Raw genomic sequence first — 18710 nt, 5'->3', positions numbered from 1 at the left:
GCTCCTTGGGTCGTGGGCCGGTCGCTGCCGGTCTCCGGTGCGGCGCTTTACGGGAGGCGGCGGTCAGTCAATCTGGCGCGACGCTCATTGGGATAGTGACCGGTCACGACGACGGTCGCATCCTGGGTGGGGTTGGCGGCGGGCTGGAACCCGGCCGGCACGGGCTGGGCATCGTCCGGCTCGTCAATATGGTGGAACGACGGCGGGAAGGACGCCGCCTGGTCAATCAGCGGTTCATAGAAGTCAAGCCATTTGTTCTGGTTGAACGCCACTGCAGCCACGATGCGGCCCTTGTAGCCGTAAACGGCCAGGAACCGCCGGGATCCGACCGATCCTTGCACGATGGCGACCTCATCGGCGACCGAGGGCACGCCCACGCTCTTGATTTCGGTGCCGAACTGGACGGACCAGAATTTGGGCACAGCCAGGTGCGGCCACCGTTCCGTTTCGCCGCTGACCATGTTGTGCGCTGCAACCTCGGCCTGGGAGATCGCGTTGCCCCAGTGCTCGACGGCGAGGAACTGGTAGCCGAACATCGGCTGCGGGGCGCGGGATACGTCGCCGGCGACGAAGACGTCATCGGTGACCAGCCCGTTGACGTCGAAAGCCCGGCAGCCGGCGTCGCACGCGACACCCCACACGCCGCTCGCCAATCCGGAGCCGGCGAGCCAGTCACCGTTACGAACGGTCCCGAGCGCGGCGACGGCGATGTCCACGTCAAGTGTTGTGCCATCGGAGAGGCGGGCGCGGCGCAGCTGTCCGCCGGCATCGCCTTCCAGTGAAAGGACCCTGACGCCGCAGCGCAGATCCACGCTGTTCTCGATCTGCAGCTCTCCGGCAATTGCACCGATCACGCTGCCGAGCGCCGCGCCGAGCGGTGCCGGGCCCGCCTCCGCCACGGTGACCGGCAGGCCAAGTTCGCGGCACACCGAAGCGACTTCGCAGCCGATGAACCCGGCGCCAATGACCAGGACCCGGCGGGGGCGCGCGGCCAGGAGCTGCCGAAGCGTTGCCGCGTCCTCCCGGGTCCGCAAGGTCAGCACGCCTGCCAGGGCCGCCTCCGCCGCGTTTGGCCAGGACCGGGCCCGCACGCCAGTGGCGATCAACAACTTGTCGAATCCGATCCGGCCGCCGTCGGCGAGATGCACCTGCCTGGCGGCGAGATCCAGACCCGTGGCCGCGACGCCCAGGCGCCAGTCGGCGTCGATTCCCCGGCGGCGCGGCAGCGACGTGTCATCGGACCGCACCGACCCGGCCAGGACCTGTTTCGACAGCGGCGGCCGGTCATACGGCTCGTGCGTTTCCTCACCAATGAGAGTCAGCGAGCCCGTGAACCCTTCCTCGCGCAGCCGCTCCGCCGCGCGCAGCCCGGTCAGTGACGTGCCCACGATGACAATCCTGCCGGATCGAAGGAACGTGCCCCCGTTGCCCCCGGCGGCAGCGGCCGTTCCCGGGGCTTTTACGGGAGGCCGCGGCCTGTGCGGCTCCTCAAGCTGGTCGAGTCGGATGGCCTGGACGGGACAGGCCGCGGCGGCCCGCCGGATCCTCGTGCGCTGGGCCTCGTCCGGGTCCGGGTCGTAGGTGAGTGCCTCGTCCCCCTGGATCGTGAAGACCTCCGGGGCGAGGAAGGCGCATTGTGCGTAACCCTGACACTTAGTGAGATCGACGACGAGCCTCATGCCGAACTTCTCCCTGTTTGCTCAAGCCAATCGAGTCTAAGTCTCGCGGGCTGGCCGCGGAAGAGGCCTGCGGCCGGGTACGACGAAGCTGCGGAGGCTCTCGGCGAGGGAACTTGAGCGCCGCGTGTCCTATGTCCTGTCCGGTGTCCGGTGTGGCTGTAGGGTGGACGCCGATGACTCTTTCTGAAGAACTTCTTGTGGCGTACGACCAGCAACTCCGGACAGCTGCAGAGACGCCCAGTGCCAGCGGCGTGGAACGGCTGGGTCCGCTGCGGCTGGTGACCTTCGCAGGCGGCAGGGGCTTCGTGACCTATCAGAACCTCGATGGGGCCAACGCCCTGACGATCGCGCAGTGGGTGGCCGAAGCGCTCGCGTTTTACCGCAGCGATCCCGCAATCGTGCGGGTCGAGTGGAAAACCCGTGGTCATGATCATGCGCCCGGACTCCACGCGGCACTGCTCGACAACGGATTTGAGCCTAATGAGACCGAGTCGATCATGATCGGACCGGCAAACGCCTTGACGGTGGACGTCCAGCTCCCGCCCGGCGTCAGCCTGCGGCCGGTGAGCGCAGAACGGGACATCCGCGCCATGAGCGCGTTGCAGGACGAGGTTTTCGGCGTTGACGACTCCGACGGCAACGCCGACGCAATCGTGCAACGCATGGCGCGCGATGACGGCATGGAACTGTGGGTAGCCGAACACGAAGGACTGATCGTGAGCGCGGGCCGCCTCGAGCCGGTGCCGGGTACGGAATTCGCGGGCATCTGGGGCGGGGCGACGCGGCCAGAATGGCGTGGTCAGGGTATCTACCGTGCCCTCACCGCCGCCCGGGCCCGGGCCGCGCTGGCGCTCGGGAAGAAACTCATCCACAGTGACTCGACTGAATATTCGCGACCGATCCTGGAACGCTATGGATTGCTGCGAGTCTCAACGACCACCCCGTACCGGTGGCGGCGCTGAGGGCACAAGCGCACTGGCGCGGTGCGTCCTAGCCCCCGGGATGGAAGGCCGCCGGCGGTCCGGGGAACGGTCCGCCCATGCCCTCAGAGTCGCCTCCGGCGCCGCTGCCGAGGAGGCTTCGGGTGAGCGCGGCGCTGTCGGCCATCAGGTCATGCACAGCCTTCTGAAGATGATGGTCCGCCACCGGCACGCCTTCCAATGCGCCGGCAACGACCGCGCGGCGGACGAGTTCGCGTGCGAACGAGGCGGTGGTTCCTTCGGTGCGGGCGGCGGCGTTTTCAATCGCGTTCGGGCTGAGGGGAATACCGCGGGCATACAGTTTGATCAGCGCAACCCGCTCCGCCTGGGCAGGCATAGGAATATCCACCGCCAGGTCCACACGGCCGGGACGCTGTGCCAGGGCGCGTTCCAACATGTCCACGCGGTTGGTGGTGAGGACGAACGCGACGTCGGCGTCGCTGGCCAAACCGTCCATGGCGTCCAGCACCTCGAATAGCAGCGGCTGGGGTCCGTGCCCGAAGCTGCGGTCCTCGGCGATGAGGTCGCAGTCCTCAAGGACCACGATGGAGGGCTGGAGCGCCCTGGCCATGGTGGCGGCTTCTGAGATCCTGGCGAGCGATCCTCCCGAAAGAAGGATTGCTGTGACACCTACGCTCCGGCTCAACAAATAACGCACCGTATGGGTCTTGCCCGTCCCCGGCTTGCCATAGAGCAGGACGCCGCGTTTGAGGTGTTGGCCGTACCTGATCAGAGACTCACGGTGCTCGGCGATACCTAAGGCGTGGTCCGACACTTTCTCCAGCAGGCCATCCGGCAGGATGACATCCGACGCGGCAAGGACGGGCCGTGCATGGAACGTCACCCCGGCCGCGCTGGGACCATACTCTCCCATCACCAGGGAAATGACCTGTCCCTTGAGCACGCTGCGGTGCTGCATCCGATTGCGGAACTCCGAGAGGAAGCGTGCGGCCTTATCTGTAGCGTCGGCCAAAACCTCAAGGGACGCTGACTGCCGGCCATACCGGGGGTTGGCGTCCCGCTGCAGCACGGCGATGGGACTGCCTCCATGGCTGAATAGCCAGAGCCCCAGTGCCACGGCCTGCCGTTGTTCGTCCGGCCCGACAGCGAGGTTGGCGTAGTCCGGCTGGGACAGGGGGAACTGCGGATATAGCTGGGACTGCTGCAGCATGTCGCTCAGCGAGTGATGGTGGCGTTGGTCGCCACCGCCGATGCCCACGAGCCGGAACTCAGGATCCTCTGCGGCGAGCTCTTCCATGAGGATGTCTGCGTCCACGAAACGGTGCGGCGGAATCTCCTCAACCACTACCGACACTGATTCGGCCCGGGCCGCCAAATGCTCGGTGAGCGTAGTCAGCAGCTGGGTTCCCGGTTGCCCCCGACGCTGCCCGGACTGCGTAAGCTCCACGAGCCGCGCGAAATCGTCGATGAACTTCCCCAAAATTTCATCCATGGGCTGACCCTACCAGCGCCGCAAAACGGTGTGGCGCTCATGCTCTCCAGCATGCGTCAGCCGGTGGTTGCGCTGACCGCGATGGTGCCGCCCTGGGGGTCCCTGATCACGGCGCTGCGAAATCCCGGCGAGTCCATTGGCGCCATCAGGAGGCTGCCACCCAGTGTTACGGCCTGCCGGGCAATGGCGTCCGCGTCGCGGACTGCGAAATTGACGCTCCAATGCGGCGGGACCGCGACGCCATCCGTGGCTGCCACCACCGCCACTACCCGGCCGGAACGGAGCCACCGCGAGAAGGGGGCGTCCGGGACGGGTTCGAGTTCCCAGTCGAACATTGCACCGTAAAACGCCTGGGCCCGCCCGAGATCTGTGGTGTGCAGCGAGCTCATGGCCCAGGAATTCGGCTCATTGGCCAGCTGGGCGCCGTCGTTCACTCCTGCCCGCCGCAGGCAGAACGGGATGCCGGTGGCATCGGCGAGCACAGCAATACGGTCATCCGGGCCGGCACCAAACGGCGCCAGGCGCTTGCCCCCCGCCCGCTCGGCACGAACCAAGGCTTCCCCGACGTTTACGACACGCACGTGGGTGATCCACCCCGGCGGCGATTGCGGCGGCGCCTGTCCGATTCCGGCAACCAGTTGACCGCGGAGGCGCGCAGCGTAGTAGAAGCCGTCGAGCCCGGGCGGCATCGGAACGGGGTCGTCGAAAGTCCAGCCGAAGAGCGGACCGTAGAAGTCCTTGGCCTCCTTGGGGTCGGGCTGCCAGGTGTCGACCCAGCACGGAGCACCGACTGAGGAGGTATCCCGCGCTGTCATTGAAACCCTTTCTCCGGGGCCCGTTACGCCGCGAACATTGTTTCCCAAGACCGCGGAGTGGAGCAAGACCCAACTGCGATTCCGGCGAGGCAAACTGCCGAACCTCCACGACCGAGGGGAAATCACCGTCGCTCGGGAAACCTGGCACCCGTGCGGTAGGCTCGCCAACATATTTCTGGCCAATTGCGGAACCATGAATAAAGGAATGAAAACCCGCCAGGCTGAACGATCCGAATGACTTCTGCTACCGAACGATCGGACCGTGGAACAGCACCCGGTCCTCGGACGAGGAAGTCCGGAGCATGATGTCCGTTGAGCGAATGGTGAGGGCCGGCAAGACCGTTCAAGAGATCCAGCGCTACTACCCGGAATACGCCCCGTCCACGAAATGACGGCCAGCGCAACGGCCGGTTGACCTCGTCCGCATGCCACATCTGTCTGGACGGGTGGTTCTGACAAAAACCGTGGGCCCTGGAGACGGTGAGCGGCGGACCACGGGGGACACCGACCGGAAAAGCCGCATATTAATTGTTACTCTCTTTTCCTTTTGTACGGCAAATGCAATTGCTATTCTGAATTTGGTCAGGCAGAGGCTGCAAACTTCGTTGCGGGAGTTCTTATCTCATGGCCACCAGAGTCGTTGTCCCCGGAAGTGCCGTAATCCCGTTCACGGCGTTCGGCTTTAGATGGGGCACGACATCCGGCCGGCCTGGTTCCTTGCGCGCCCCCGCTGTGGTGTCTGAGCTGATCGGGGCGCGATTACGCCGCCGGCACGCGGGACCAGAGCCTGAACCCGGGCTTCCCTAGACCAGCGCGGATGCGGCCCTGTTAAAACCAATCGGGGGTGGCCGCATCCGCGCTCACCAGCATCCATTGTTCAATGCCGCTCTTCTGGTTTAGAACCTTGATCCGGGCGGCCGTTCCGTCAAGTGCGCGCAGCGAGGATCTGCTCGCGCAGAATATCCGCGTGGCCGCAGTGCTGGGCGAGTTCCCTGAGCATGTGCAGGTAGACCCACCGCAGCGGCAGCGGGCCGCGCCGGTTTCCTCTGACAAGGTCGTCAAGGCCGAGCGAAGCGGCCCGACGGCGTGAGTCCTCGCAGGCCTGGAGGTAGGCTGCCTGGAGGCCCGCGATGGTGTCGTCATCCGCCAGGATGAACGATTCGTCGGGGGTGGCCGGAATGCCGATCTCCGCCCGGGGCCGGCACGTGATGGCCTCGTCAAACCAGACCTTCTCCACGAAGGCGGCGTGCTTGACCAGCCCGAGGAGGGTGGTCCGCGACGGCACCAGCGAGGCCCGGGACTCCTCTTCGGTGAGCCCGTCCAGACAGGCGTGCAGGTCCGCACGATGCTCATCGAGGAATGCATCGAACTGGGTACGCAGGGTCCGGAAGCAGCGGACCGGGCCTTTCCGCGGACGCGGTCAGTGGCCGCGGGCGATCCATTCCTCAAGGTGCGGTGCTTCGGCGCCGATCGTTGTGGGATCCCCGTGGCCGGTCCGGACCGTCGTGTCGGCCGGAAGCGGCAGGAGCCGGGTTCGGATGGACTCGATGATGGTCGGGAAATCGCTGAAGGAACGGCCCGTCGCCCCGGGGCCACCCTGGAACAGCGTGTCCCCGCTGAACACTGTTTGTTCGCTAAGCACGGTGCCTTCGCTTTCGAGAAGGAAGCACACGGACCCGGGCGAGTGGCCGGGGGTGTGCAGTGCCACGAGCCTTGCCCCTGCGACGCCGAACGTGTTGCCGTCGGCAATGGCGTGGTCCGGCTCGGTGCCGGGGAACACCCGCTCCCACAACATCCAGTCGTCCCGGTGCAGGTACACGGGCGCGTTCACGAGCGTCCGGACCTCGCCCACGGCGCTGATGTGGTCATCGTGGCCGTGCGTGAGCAGGATTGCCGTGACCTTCCTGCCCGAGACGGCCGCGGCCACGGCAGCGGGATCGTGGGCCGGGTCGATGATGACGCATTCGGCGTCGTCCCCGAGGATCCAGACGTTGTTCTCAACATCCCAGGTGCCGCCATCGAGGGAAAACGTCCCGGAGGTCACCAGCCGGTCGATCCGGATGCTCACTGGGCCGGCGTTCACAGCTCCACCACCGAGCGCAGCACGGCGCCGGCGTGCATCTTCGTGAAGGCTTCCTCGATCTGGTCAATCGTGATCCGCTCCGTCACGAAGGCGTCCAGGTCCAGCTTGCCCTGCCGGTAGAGGCTGATGAGCGTGGGGAAGTCGCGCGAAGGCAGGCAGTCGCCGTACCAGGAGGACTTCAGCGAGCCGCCGCGGCCGAACACATCCAGCAGCGGCAGTTCCAGGGTCATCTCGGGGCTCGGCACACCCACCAGGACCACCGTGCCGGCGAGGTCCCGGGCGTAGAAGGCCTGCTTATACGTTTCCGGGCGGCCGACGGCGTCGATCACCACATCGGCGCCGAAACCGCCGGTCAGTTCGCGGATCGCTTCGACGGGGTCGACGGCGGAGGAGTCCACCGTGTGGGTGGCGCCGAGATCCTTGGCGCGCTGGAGCTTTTTGGCATCGATGTCGACGGCGATCACGGTGGTGGCGCCGGCGAGCGCCGCGCCGGCGACGGCCGCCGTGCCGACTCCGCCGCAGCCGATCACGGCGACCGAATCGCCGCGCTGGACGTTTCCGGTGTTGATCGCCGCGCCGATGCCTGCCATGACGCCGCAGCCGAGCAAACCGACGGCCGCGGGATCGGCGTCGTCGTCCACCTTGGTGCACTGGCCGGCCGCTACGAGGGTCTTTTCAGCGAAGGCACCGATGCCCAGCGCGGCCGTCAGCTCGGTGCCGTCCTCCAGCGTCATTTTCTGGGTGGCGTTGTGGGTATTGAAGCAGTACTGCGGCTGGCCCCGGCGGCAGGCGCGGCACTCGCCGCAGACGGCCCGCCAGTTCAGCACCACGCGGTCCCCGGGGGCGACCTCGGTGACGTCCGGTCCCACGGCACTGACAACGCCGGTGGCCTCATGGCCGAGCAGGAAGGGGAAGTCGTCGTTGATGGCACCCTGCTTGTAGTGCAGATCGGTGTGGCAGACACCGCAGGTGAGGATGTCCACGAGGGCCTCGCCGGGGCCGGGGTCCGGCACCAGGATCGTCTCCAGGGTGACGTCGGCATTCTTGGACCGGACTACTGCGGCTTTGACTTTATGGACCATGAAACAAGCTCCTTTGCTCCTTGGGAGGCCGCGCCGTCGTGGTTTGGTGGTGTCCTTGGATGCAGGAAGGGCCTAGGCGGCGAGCCGGCTCTTGACCTCAGCTGCGGAGGGGTTGGTGGCGGCGGTGCCGTCCGGGAACAGCACGGTGGGGACGGTGCGGTTGCCTCCGTTGAGCTGCTCGACGAGATCGGCCGTGCCTTCGACTTCCTCGATGTTGATCTCGGTGTACCCGATGCCCTGCGCGTCCAGCTGCTTCTTCAGCCGGTTGCAGTAGCCGCACCACGTGGTCGAAAACATGGTGATGGTGCCGGATTCGGGGGTGAAGTCCACGAAGTTCTCCTCAAGTAAGTGGTTGGGTCCGGCATGTCGGGCCGGGCGCCCACTGAAGTCGTACGTTACTGCCAACAACCGTACCCCGCAGCCCGCTATTCCCGCAGAGAGCGCTGCCACCTATGCCGTCGGACGCGAATTCGCGGTAAAGATGCGAAGTCGCCGGAAAGTTCCGGCGAGTTCGCAGGTTTCCGGCGACCTCGGCGGGCCCAGGATGGTCTTCCCGAAGAGTGCGTGACGGCGGCCGGGCGGATGACATGGGATGGGTGCGGTGGCATGCTGGTGCCATGTGTGGACGCTACGTGATGGCCCGGGCCGTCGGAGACCTGCTGGCCGAATTCGATGCCGGGCTGGAAGATGAGATCGCGATTCCGCCGTCGTGGAACGTGGCCCCGACGGCGGATGTGCCGATTCTGCTCGAACGGCTGGTGGAGGGAGAACCGGTCCGCCAACTGCACATTGCGCGCTGGGGTTTAGTGCCGTCCTGGGCCAAGGACCCGGGCATCGGGTCCAAGATGATCAATGCCCGCAGCGAGACCGTGCTGGAGAAGCCCGCCTTCCGGAAAGCGACCCGCGCCCGTCGCTGCGCCGTCCCGGCTGACGGCTACTACGAGTGGAAGGGTGAGGGCCGCACCAAGCAGCCCTACTACGTCCATCCCAAGGACGGACGCCCCCTTGTCTTCGCGGGACTCTATGAATGGTGGCGGGACCCGTCCAAGGAAGAGGGCGACCCGGAGCGCTGGATGCTCTCGACCTCGATCATGACCACCGACTCGCCGCCGGAGGGCTACGCCGGGGGAATGCTGGCCGAGCTGACCGCGCTGCATGACAGGGTTCCGCTGCCCATGAACCGCGAGACCATGCAGACGTGGCTGGACCCCCAGGCCGATGATGCGGCCGGGCTCGTGGATCTGGTCCGGGCCGGGGCGCACGACGTCGCGGAAGGCTGGACGATCGACGCCGTCGGCACCGCCGTCGGGAACGTCAGGAATGACTCACCGGAACTCATCCAGCCGGTGGGGAACCTGTTCTAGCGGGTGCGCTGCCCTGTCTGGCGGCTGCCCGCCGGCTGCCAAGGCACGGGGCGGTAGTGGTCACCTGAGGTCAGAGCGTGACTTTGCCGCCGCCGTCGACCGACCAGTCGGGGTTGAACGCGACCTCCCAGCGGTAGCCGTCGGGATCGGCGAAGTAGCCGGTGTAGCCGCCCCAGGGCTGGGTCTTCGGTACCGCAACGATGCGGGCTCCCGCGGTCCCGGCTTCGGCCATCACCCGGTCGACGTCCGCCGTGCCGGCCAGGTTGTGGCTGAGCGTGATGCACGCAATGCCGGCAGGGGGATCGGTGGCCGCCTCGGACTGCATTTGACCCGCGTCCCAGAGCGAGAGGATGAGGCCGTGGTTGACCTGGATGAAGAGCACCTCCCCGGGGACTTCCCGGTGGACCGGCCATCCGAGGCCATCGACGTAGAAGCGGCGTGAGGCGTCAACACTGCGGACACCTAGCGATATGAAGTCGACTCGTGGCTGCATCTTTCGATACTGTCATGCACATGCCCACAAATCACGCAGACGACAAGGCCGCCCAGGCCGACCGCGAACAGCTCGCCGCCGTGCGGGTGGCTGTTGACGAGGTGGACGAGCAGATCGTGTCCTTGATCGGGCGCCGGGAACGGCTGATCCGGATCGCCGGGACCCTCAAGGCGGACAGCGCCGAGGTCCGCGCGCCCGGGCGTGTGGAGCGGGTCATCGAACACGTCCGCGCCACGGCGGAAAAGAAGGACATCGACGTCGAGCTTGTCGAGAAGACCTACCGGGCGATGATCGATGCCTTCATCACGCTCGAGCTGGAAGTGTACAAGTCCAGCTCCTAGAAGGTGCCTAGAGGGCTTCTTCGACAGGCACGTTGGCCTGGTAGTCCCGGCCGTCACAATCGCTGAAGGCCGTCATGAGATGGCCCTTGGGCAGGCCAAGCACAGTCGCGATGGGGAAGTTTCCCGTGATGGTGTTTCCTGAGTGTTCCACGCCTTTGAGGTCGAAGTTCTCTTCCGTGCCGTCATGGTTGAAGTAGTAGAAGGACACGGCCTCACCGTTCATGAACTCAATGCCCAGTCTGCGCTGATGGGAGTAGTCCGGCCCGGCCGCCAGCAGGCCCACCACGTAGGCGCCTTGCCCCGGGATATTTCCGTCTATATCGAAGGTCGCCACCAAGGTTGAATTCTTGGCGGCGATCTTTACGTGCTTCAGGAGTGCGATATGGGAGCTCATGGCTCAATCCTGCTACCTGTGCAATCGTCCGTCCACCCCCGATCTGGGTTTTGTCGGCTCCGCGACGTAGACTGTATTTATTCGAAGATATGTTCGAATAAATACAGAGCGTTGAAGTAGAAGGCGTTGAAACAGAGGGCATTGAAGTAGAGGGCGTTGACACAGAAGGCGCCGGAAGCGGAATGGACGTAGGAAGTCGAAGCGGGGACTGGGCCGGCTCCAGCCCGGACTGGGTCGGGAGGCAACGTGGGTATTTTCAGCGAGTCCGTGGATGTCGTCTGCACGCCCTCCGGCCAGCCCCTGCGCCTCGACTGGGCCGGCCGGCGCTACACGGTCTGCGCTGACCCCGTCCGCTGGTACGAACGCCGCCAGTGGTGGGCCGAGGAACGCCGGGCGCCACTGGGAAGCGGGCCGGGCCTGGTGGATCATGAGATCTGGCGGGTCCAGGTGCGTGCGGCCGGGGATCACGCCGCGGATTCCTCGCTCACCCTTGACCTGACCCGGCATGTCGGCAGCGGCCGGTGGCGGCTCCTGAAGATCCACGACGCCCTGCACCCCCTCCGGAAGCCCGAATCAGCATGACCTTCACCCATCTGCACGTCTCCACCGCGTTCAGCGCCCACTATGGCGTCTCCTGGCCGGATGAACTTGCCGCCGCGGCCGCCGCTGACGGTGCCACCGCGCTGGCCTGCACGGACCGCGACGGCTTGTACGGAACCGTCAAGCACCTGAAGGCGTGCATGGCAGCCGGGCTGGATGCAATCGTCGGGGTGGACCTTGCGGTCTTTGACGACGACGGCGACCATCGCACCCAGCTCGGTGGCCGCGTCCTCGTGCTGGCGCACGGACACAACAACGGTGCCGGCTACCGGGCGCTGTGCCGGCTGATCTCCGACGCCCACGCCCGCACCACGGGCAAGGCGCAGGGAATAGTGCCGGTGGCCGTCACCCGTGCGGAACTGGCCTCCCGCACCCTGCACCCGGACACCCTGAAGCCGGTCCTGACAGTGCTGATCGGCCCGGACTCCGACGTCGGCCGGGCCATGGGCGGCCGGCGCTACCTGCGGCCCCGCACCCTGTTCAAACGCTGGCTGGACGCCATGCCCCCCGGAACGCTGGCGGCAGAGGTTGTGTCCCAGCTCAGCCCGCCCGGGGAACCGCTGAGCACCGCCCACGCGGTGCGCATGCTCAAACTCGCCGCAGAACACGGGGTGCCCGCCGTGCTGAGCAACGCCGTGCGGTACGTGGCTGAGGACGGCGCGGCCACCGCCGATGTGCTGGACTCGGCCCGGACGCTGAAATCCCTCCCCGAGCTCTCCGCCGCCCCGCTGCTGCAGCCCAACGGGCAGGGCTGGCTCAAATCGGCGGCCCGGATGCTGCAGCTGGGCAAGGAGATCATCCACGCCGCCGGCTACGGCACAGCGGACCTCAAACGGCTCCTGGCCCAGACAGAGGCGCTCGCGGACCGCTGCCGCATGGATCCGGAAGCCGACATGGGCTGGAAACAGCCCGTGGTCCCGGAGGCATCCGTGATCGGGATCGACGGCGACGCGCTCGCCGAACTGACCCTGCGGTGTGAGGCCGGCATCGGCCGCCGCTTCCCGGGCATTTCCGGGCAGCGGGAACAGCAGCTGCGGACCAGGCTGGAGCACGAGCTCCGGATCATCGACTCGCTGGGCTTCGCCTCGTACTTCCTGACCGTCGCAGAGGTCTCCCGGATGATCCTGGCCCTGGGCGTCCGGGCCGCCGCGCGCGGTTCGGGCGCCTCCAGCCTGGTCAACTACCTGATCGACATCAGCCAGGTGAACCCGCTCCAGCACGACCTCATCTTTGAACGCTTCCTCTCCCGCGACCGTGCCACGCTGCCGGACATCGACATCGACGTCGAAAGCGCCGAACGGCACAACGTCTACCGGAAGATCTTTGAGCGCTTCGGCGCCGAGCGCGTCACGCTGATGAGCATGCAGAACGGTTACCGCGCTCGCGGTGCCGTGCGCGACGCCGGCCTGGCCCTGGGCATGGACGACGGCGAGGTCGGGGAAATCGCCAAGCAGCTGTGGCGGTTCTCGGCCCGGCACTTCCGCGAAGCCCTTGTGGAGAAACCCGAGCTGAAGGAATTCGCGGACCGGGTGGAGCAACGCGGCTTCTCCGAGAACCAGCAGCTGGACCTGCTGGTGGACCTCACGGAGCGGCTGGACCGGCTGCCCCGCCACATCTCCATGCACCCCTGCGGCGTCATCCTCGGCGACGCCACCCTGCTGGACCGCACCCCCGTGCAGCCCAGCGGCCTGGGCCTGCCCATGAGCCAGTTCGACAAGCACGACATGGACCCCATGGGCATGCTGAAACTCGACGTCCTTGGCGTCCGGATGCAGAGCGCGATGGCCTTCGCCGTCCGGGAAGTGATCCGTCTGCATCCCTCCAAGGCCGAGGTGGTGGCCGCCGGCGCGCATCCGGCCGGCCCGGACGGGACGGGCCCGGATTACATCTCAGGGGACGGGCACATCGACCTCAACGCGGTCCCGCTCGATGACGAGCCCACCTATGAGCTGATCAGGAGCACCCACACCCTGGGCTGCTTCCAGATCGAATCCCCGGGCCAGCGCGAACTGATCGGCAAGTTGGCCCCCCGGGAATTCAACGATCTCATCATTGACATCTCGCTGTTCCGCCCGGGGCCGATGAAATCCGACATGGTCCGGCCCTTCCTGGAGCACCGGCACGGCTTCGCCCCCGAGGTCTACCCGCATCCCGACCTCAAGCCTGTCCTGAAAGAGACCCACGGGGTCACGGTCTTCCACGAACAAATCCTCAAGACCTTCGACGTCATGACCGGGTGCGGGCTGGCGCGGGCCGACGAATTCCGCCGTGCCCTCGGCAATGACGTGCTTGAAGCCAGGGTGGAGGAGTTCTTCCGGAAGGAGGCGCGTGCCCGGAACTACAGTCCCGAGGTGGTGGACAAGGTCTGGGGCACGCTCAAGGCCTTTGGCAGCTTCGGGTTCTGCAAGGCCCACGGAGCCGCCTTCGCCGTGCCCACCTACCAGTCTGCCTGGCTGAAGGCACACCACCCGGAGGCGTTCCTCGCCGGGCTCTGGGAACACGACCCCGGAATGTACCCCAAACGCCTGCTCGTGGCCGAGGCCCGCCGGCTGGGGATCCCCATCCTTCCCCTCGACATCAACCGGAGCCAGGCCGAGTACCGGGTGGAGCGGGTGGAATCCGGGCCGGACCGGGGCAGGCTGGGCATCCGGCTGAGCCTGAACGGCATCTTCGGGCTCTCCGGCGCCGAGCTGAAACGGATTGTGGCCGGCCAGCCCTACGACTCGCTGGCGGACCTGCGGGCGAGGTCGCGGCTCAGCCGGCCCAGCATCCAGCGCCTGGCCCAGCTGGGCGCCTTCGATTCGCTGCACCGGGCGTCCGGGGGAGACGCAAACCGGGCGGACCTGGTCCAGCACCTGCAGAAACTCCAGGCCCGCCCCTTCCGGAAGGGCGTGGAAGTCAATGAGGGCCAGCTGGCGTTGCCGCTGGGGGACGTGGAGCTGACGAACCTCAAGGCGGCACTGCCCGCGCCCAGCATGGTGGACAACGTCCGGGCGGAACTGGACCTGATGGCCGTGGACGTCAGCGAGCACCTCATGACCAGCCACCGCCCGCTGCTGGACCGGCTGGGCGTCACCACCGCGGACAAGCTGCTGGGACTGCGCAATGGCACGGAGGTGCTGGTTGCCGGGGTCCGGGTGGCCACCCAGACCCCGCCCATGAGGGGTGGCCGGCGGGTGGTGTTCATCAGCGTCGACGACGGCACGGGCTGCGTGGATTCGGTGTTCTTCCACGAGGCACAGGAGCAGTCCGGACCCTTGCTGTTCGGCACCCGCCTGCTCCTGATCCGCGGCACCACCCGCCGGACCGGGCCGCGGGGGATCAGCATCAGCGCCTCCATGGCCTGGGACCTCAGCCGCCCGGAGACCCTCCCGTTCCCGGCATCGGCTCCCGGCGCCGCCGGCCGGCAGGAGCCTTACCTGTCCGGCCCCCTGCCCAGCCCCCTGGACGGGATCAGCAGGAACCTCGCCATCACCGGGCTGGGCGGCTGACCGGACGGCGGTGCGGCTCGCTCGTGGCGCGTTGGTTGGCCTCTGGAGAAACCGATAGCATGGACGAGGCTGGCTGTGGTCCCCGTACGCCACAAGCTACGAAGCCTTAACTTTGAATAGGAGACACCCGTGTCAGATGCCCAGCAGATCACCCTTCTCGTCGACGGCGAAGAGACCAAGGTGACTACCGGGACCACCGGCGCGGAACTCTTCTTTGAGCGCCGCGACGTCGTTGTGGCCCGCGTTAACGGCGAGTTGAAGGACCTGGACCAGCCCCTTCCCGAGGACGCCAATGTCGAGGCCGTCACCATTGATTCCCCGGACGGGCTCAACGTCCTGCGCCACTCCACGGCCCACGTCATGGCCCAGGCCGTGCAGCAGCTGCGCCCCGACGCCAAGCTCGGCATCGGCCCCTACATCACGGACGGCTTCTACTTCGACTTCGACGTCGCGGAACCGTTCACCCCGGAAGACCTCCGCCAGCTCGAAAAGATGATGCAGAAGATCATCAACCAGAACCAGAAGTTCGTGCGCCGCGTGGTGTCCGAGGACGAGGCCCGCGAAGCGATGAAGGACGAGCCCTACAAGCTCGAACTGCTGGGCAGGAAGAATGACGCCGCCGAGGCCGGAGAAGGCGTCAACGTTGAGGTCGGCGCCGGCGACATCACCATTTACGACAACGTGGACCGCAAGAGCGGCGACAGCATCTGGTGCGATCTGTGCCGCGGCCCGCACCTGCCGAACACCAAGCTGATCTCCAACGCCTTTGCCCTGACCCGTTCCTCGGCCGCCTACTGGCTGGGCAACCAGAACAACCAGCAGCTGCAGCGCATCTACGGCACCGCCTGGCCCACCAAGGACGCGCTCAAGGCCTACCAGGAGCGCATTGCCGAGGCCGAGCGCCGCGACCACCGCAAGCTCGGCGCGGAACTGGACCTGTTCTCCTTCCCGGACGAGCTCGGCTCCGGTCTGCCGGTCTTCCACCCCAAGGGCGGCATTATCCGCAAGGCCATGGAGGACTACTCCCGCCAGCGCCACGTCGATGCCGGCTACGACTTCGTCTACACCCCGCACATCACCAAGGGCCACCTCTACGAGGTCTCCGGCCACCTGGACTGGTACCGCGAGGGCATGTTCCCGGCGATGCACATCGACGCGGAACTGAACGAGGACGGCACCGTGCGCAAGCCCGGCCAGGACTACTACCTCAAGCCGATGAACTGCCCCATGCACAACCTGATCTTCCGGTCCCGCGGCCGCTCCTACCGCGAACTGCCGCTGCGGCTCTTCGAGTTCGGCTCGGTCTACCGCTACGAGAAGTCCGGCGTGGTGCACGGCCTGACCCGCGTCCGGGGCATGACCCAGGACGACGCCCACATCTACTGCACCCGCGAGCAGATGAAGGATGAGCTCACCAGCACGCTGAACTTCGTCCTGGGCCTGCTCAAGGACTACGGCCTGGACGACTTCTACCTCGAGCTCTCCACCAAGAACGAGGACAAGTTTGTCGGCGACGACGCCACATGGGACGAAGCCACCCGCACCCTCGCCGAGGTGGCCGAAGCCTCCGGGCTCGAGCTCATCCCGGATCCGGGCGGAGCCGCATTCTACGGCCCCAAGATTTCCGTCCAGGCCAAGGATGCGCTCGGCCGGACCTGGCAGATGTCCACCATCCAGCTGGACTTCAACCTGCCCGAGCGGTTCGAACTCGAGTTCCAGGCCGCCGACGGCACCCGGCAGCGGCCCGTGATGATCCACCGCGCCTTGTTCGGCTCGGTGGAGCGCTTCATGGGCGTGCTCACCGAGCACTACGCCGGTGCCTTCCCCGCCTGGCTGGCACCGGTCCAGGTGGTGGGAATCCCGGTGGCGGAGGCATTCAACGACTACATGTTCGACGTCGTGGACCAGCTCAAAGCGGCCGGTATCCGCGCCGAGGTGGACATCTCCTCGGACCGTTTCCCGAAGAAGATCCGCACGGCCAGCAAGGACAAGATCCCGTTCGTGCTGATCGCCGGCGGGGACGACGCCGAGGCCGGTGCCGTGTCCTTCCGCTTCCGCGACGGCAGCCAGAACAACGGCGTGCCCGTGTCCGAGGCCGTGCAGCGGATCGTCGACGCTGTCCGAAACCGGACCAGCTAGGAAGACGGAAGGGCAGCGCGTGCAGGAAACCACAGGGGCCGGGCCGGAGTATCCGGGCGACCACGCCGTGACGGACGACTTCAGCCTGGCCGGGGTCCCGGACGCTTTCCAGCGCCTGTGGACCCCGCACCGGATGGCGTACATTAAGGGCGGCCAGCACCAGTTCAAGAACCCGGACGACTGCCCGTTCTGCGCCGCGCCCGAGCGGGGCGATGAGGACTCCCTGATCGTCTACCGGGGAAGGACGAGCTACGTGGTGCTGAACCTCTTTCCGTACAACCCGGGCCACCTGCTGGTCTGCCCCTACCGGCACATCCCGGACTACACGGACCTCACGGTCGAGGAAACGGCGGAATTTGCCGAACTGACCCAGACGGCCATGCGGGTGCTGCGCAAAGTCGCCAACCCTTCCGGTTTCAACCTGGGCATGAACCAGGGCGTCACCGGCGGGGCGGGCATCGCCGGCCACCTGCACCAGCACGTGGTGCCGCGCTGGGGCGGTGACGGAAATTTCTTCCCCATCATTGCCCAGACCAAGGCGGTCACGCAGACCCTCGGTGAGGTCCGTCAGCAGGTCGCCGACGCATGGCCGCAGGAAATGCCCGCGCCGCAGGACACAGCCGGGGAGAAGGATGCTTAACAGGCACGCCCGGGGCTTCTTCACCGCCCTGTTTTCCCCGGTTGCCCGCTGGCTGCTGAGGATCGGGGTCTCTCCCGACGCCGTGACCGTGGTCGGCACGCTCGGCGTCGTGATCGGCGCTCTCGTGTTTTACCCGCTCGGGCAGCTCTTCTGGGGGACCGTGTTCATCACGGCGTTCATTTTCTCCGACGTTATTGACGGCATCATGGCCCGGATGCAGCAGCGCGGCGGCCGGTGGGGCAATTTCCTGGACTCCACCCTTGACCGCGTGGCCGACGGCGCCCTGTTCGCCGGCGTCGCCGTCTGGTTCTTCACCGGCGGCGCCAACCCGGCCATCGCCGTCGCCGCCATTCTCTGCCTGGTGCTCGGCATGGTGGTCTCCTATGCGCGGGCCAAGGCCGAGGCCCTGGGCTTCCACGCCAACGTGGGCATCGCCGAGCGCGCCGAGCGCCTCGTGTCCGTGCTGGTGGTCACGGGGCTCACCGGACTGGGCCTGACCCCGGTGGTGCTCTTCGTGACGCTGTGCCTGCTCGCGACAGCGAGCCTGGTGACGGTGATCCAGCGCATCGTGACGGTGCACCGCCAGTCGCTGGCGGAACCCGAAGGTACCGCCACGGAACGTCCCGCCTGACGGCGCCACACGGCACCCCGGCGGCCGCGCCGAATCCCAGTCCCCGCGCGAGATTCGACTGCTGTAACCCGAATTCTGCCGCGCCCCGGCCGGGGGATAGTATTAGCTTTACCGGCCAATGGATCCGGTAATCCGGTGTGTGCGAGACGCGGCATGAACGTGCCGTCCGCGCCCCGGCGAGGTCATCTATCTACCCATAGGGGTTTTTGTGTCTACACCTGATGTAAGCAGCGAAGCCGGCGCGTCCGCGAAGAACGTCACGGGCAGCAGCCGCGTCAAGCGCGGCATGGCTGAGATGCTCAAGGGCGGCGTCATCATGGACGTCGTCAACGCCGAGCAGGCCCGCATCGCCGAAGACGCCGGTGCCGTGGCCGTGATGGCGCTGGAACGCGTTCCGGCCGATATCCGCGCCCAGGGCGGCGTGTCCCGCATGTCCGATCCCGACATGATCGACAAGATCATCGCGTCCGTGTCCGTGCCCGTCATGGCCAAGGCCAGGATGCCCGTCATGGCCAAGGCCAGGAT

17 protein-coding genes and 1 pseudogene are annotated in these 18710 nt (G+C 66.7%); 9 read left to right on the top strand and 9 right to left on the bottom strand.

Annotation, left to right across the window (positions count from 1 at the left end; genetic code table 11):
• Window positions 1-47 precede the first annotated feature (47 nt).
• Window positions 48-1679 carry an FAD-dependent oxidoreductase gene (locus AC1DZV_RS07585; protein WP_476953353.1) on the bottom strand — a complete coding sequence of 544 codons (1632 nt, stop codon included), beginning with the start codon at window positions 1677-1679 and terminating at the stop codon, window positions 48-50.
• Between the two features lie 173 nt (window positions 1680-1852).
• On the opposite strand from AC1DZV_RS07585, the gene AC1DZV_RS07580 reads away from it, so the two are divergent.
• Window positions 1853-2641, top strand: a complete 789-nt coding sequence (locus AC1DZV_RS07580) for a GNAT family N-acetyltransferase (protein WP_476953352.1) — start codon at window positions 1853-1855, stop codon at window positions 2639-2641.
• A 28-nt stretch (window positions 2642-2669) separates the two neighbouring features.
• On the opposite strand, the gene AC1DZV_RS07575 is transcribed toward AC1DZV_RS07580, so the two are convergent.
• From AC1DZV_RS07575 to AC1DZV_RS07550, 6 genes are all read right to left on the bottom strand, one after another.
• Window positions 2670-4112, bottom strand: a complete 1443-nt coding sequence (locus AC1DZV_RS07575) for an AAA family ATPase (RefSeq protein WP_476953351.1) — start codon at window positions 4110-4112, stop codon at window positions 2670-2672.
• Window positions 4113-4168: 56 nt separating this feature from the next.
• Window positions 4169-4927, bottom strand: coding sequence for a VOC family protein (locus AC1DZV_RS07570; RefSeq protein ID WP_476953350.1), 759 nt, complete (start codon window positions 4925-4927; stop codon window positions 4169-4171).
• A gap of 925 nt (window positions 4928-5852) precedes the next feature.
• Window positions 5853-6308: a DinB family protein gene (locus tag AC1DZV_RS07565; protein ID WP_476953410.1), complete on the bottom strand. Its 456-nt coding sequence runs from the start codon at window positions 6306-6308 to the stop codon at window positions 5853-5855.
• Window positions 6309-6347: 39 nt separating this feature from the next.
• Window positions 6348-7010 (bottom strand): MBL fold metallo-hydrolase, encoded by a 663-nt coding sequence (locus AC1DZV_RS07560; RefSeq protein WP_476949378.1) that lies wholly within the window; start codon window positions 7008-7010, stop codon window positions 6348-6350.
• Window positions 7007-8092 (bottom strand): S-(hydroxymethyl)mycothiol dehydrogenase, encoded by a 1086-nt coding sequence (locus AC1DZV_RS07555; protein WP_476849334.1) that lies wholly within the window; start codon window positions 8090-8092, stop codon window positions 7007-7009. Before AC1DZV_RS07555 ends, AC1DZV_RS07560 begins: the two co-directional genes overlap by 4 nt.
• Window positions 8093-8164: 72 nt before the next feature.
• Entirely contained in the window at window positions 8165-8422 is a 258-nt protein-coding gene (locus AC1DZV_RS07550) for a mycoredoxin (protein ID WP_011692168.1), read from the bottom strand.
• Window positions 8423-8709: 287 nt separating this feature from the next.
• Here AC1DZV_RS07550 and AC1DZV_RS07545 point away from each other — a divergent pair, with 287 nt between their 5' ends.
• Window positions 8710-9456: an SOS response-associated peptidase gene (locus tag AC1DZV_RS07545; RefSeq protein ID WP_476953349.1), complete on the top strand. Its 747-nt coding sequence runs from the start codon at window positions 8710-8712 to the stop codon at window positions 9454-9456.
• Window positions 9457-9526: 70 nt separating this feature from the next.
• On the opposite strand, the gene AC1DZV_RS07540 is transcribed toward AC1DZV_RS07545, so the two are convergent.
• The gene (locus AC1DZV_RS07540) at window positions 9527-9949 is read right to left on the bottom strand and encodes a VOC family protein (protein ID WP_476949380.1); all 423 of its coding nucleotides are present in this window, start codon (window positions 9947-9949) and stop codon (window positions 9527-9529) included.
• 14 nt (window positions 9950-9963) lie between these two features.
• Between AC1DZV_RS07540 and AC1DZV_RS07535 the strand changes: the two genes are divergently transcribed.
• Window positions 9964-10290 carry a chorismate mutase gene (locus AC1DZV_RS07535; RefSeq protein ID WP_028277548.1) on the top strand — a complete coding sequence of 109 codons (327 nt, stop codon included), beginning with the start codon at window positions 9964-9966 and terminating at the stop codon, window positions 10288-10290.
• Between the two features lie 7 nt (window positions 10291-10297).
• Here AC1DZV_RS07535 and AC1DZV_RS07530 read toward each other — a convergent pair whose 3' ends face one another.
• Window positions 10298-10684, bottom strand: coding sequence for a hypothetical protein (locus AC1DZV_RS07530; RefSeq protein WP_018773194.1), 387 nt, complete (start codon window positions 10682-10684; stop codon window positions 10298-10300).
• 246 nt (window positions 10685-10930) lie between these two features.
• Between AC1DZV_RS07530 and AC1DZV_RS07525 the strand changes: the two genes are divergently transcribed.
• From AC1DZV_RS07525 to AC1DZV_RS07500, 6 genes and pseudogenes are all read left to right on the top strand, one after another.
• Window positions 10931-11266, top strand: coding sequence for a DUF6504 family protein (locus AC1DZV_RS07525; RefSeq protein WP_476953348.1), 336 nt, complete (start codon window positions 10931-10933; stop codon window positions 11264-11266).
• Complete coding sequence (locus AC1DZV_RS07520; RefSeq protein ID WP_476953347.1) at window positions 11263-14775, top strand: DNA polymerase III subunit alpha; 3513 nt, start codon at window positions 11263-11265, stop codon at window positions 14773-14775. Before AC1DZV_RS07525 ends, AC1DZV_RS07520 begins: the two co-directional genes overlap by 4 nt.
• A 129-nt stretch (window positions 14776-14904) precedes the next feature.
• Window positions 14905-16914 (top strand): threonine--tRNA ligase, encoded by a 2010-nt coding sequence (gene thrS, locus AC1DZV_RS07515; RefSeq protein WP_476953346.1) that lies wholly within the window; start codon window positions 14905-14907, stop codon window positions 16912-16914.
• A 19-nt stretch (window positions 16915-16933) separates the two neighbouring features.
• A complete protein-coding gene (locus AC1DZV_RS07510) occupies window positions 16934-17554 on the top strand; it encodes an HIT family protein (RefSeq protein WP_476849327.1) in 621 nt (206 codons plus the stop codon).
• Window positions 17547-18185: a phosphatidylinositol phosphate synthase gene (pgsA, locus tag AC1DZV_RS07505; RefSeq protein ID WP_243177342.1), complete on the top strand. Its 639-nt coding sequence runs from the start codon at window positions 17547-17549 to the stop codon at window positions 18183-18185. The genes AC1DZV_RS07510 and pgsA overlap by 8 nt, the downstream gene beginning before the upstream one ends.
• Window positions 18186-18393: 208 nt before the next feature.
• Window positions 18394-18710, top strand: a pseudogene (locus tag AC1DZV_RS07500) (pyridoxal 5'-phosphate synthase lyase subunit PdxS); the annotation flags it as partial.

It is taken from the genome of Arthrobacter sp. P1_D12 (genome assembly GCF_056406175.1).
This window is presented reverse-complemented; position numbering and strand designations above follow the sequence as displayed.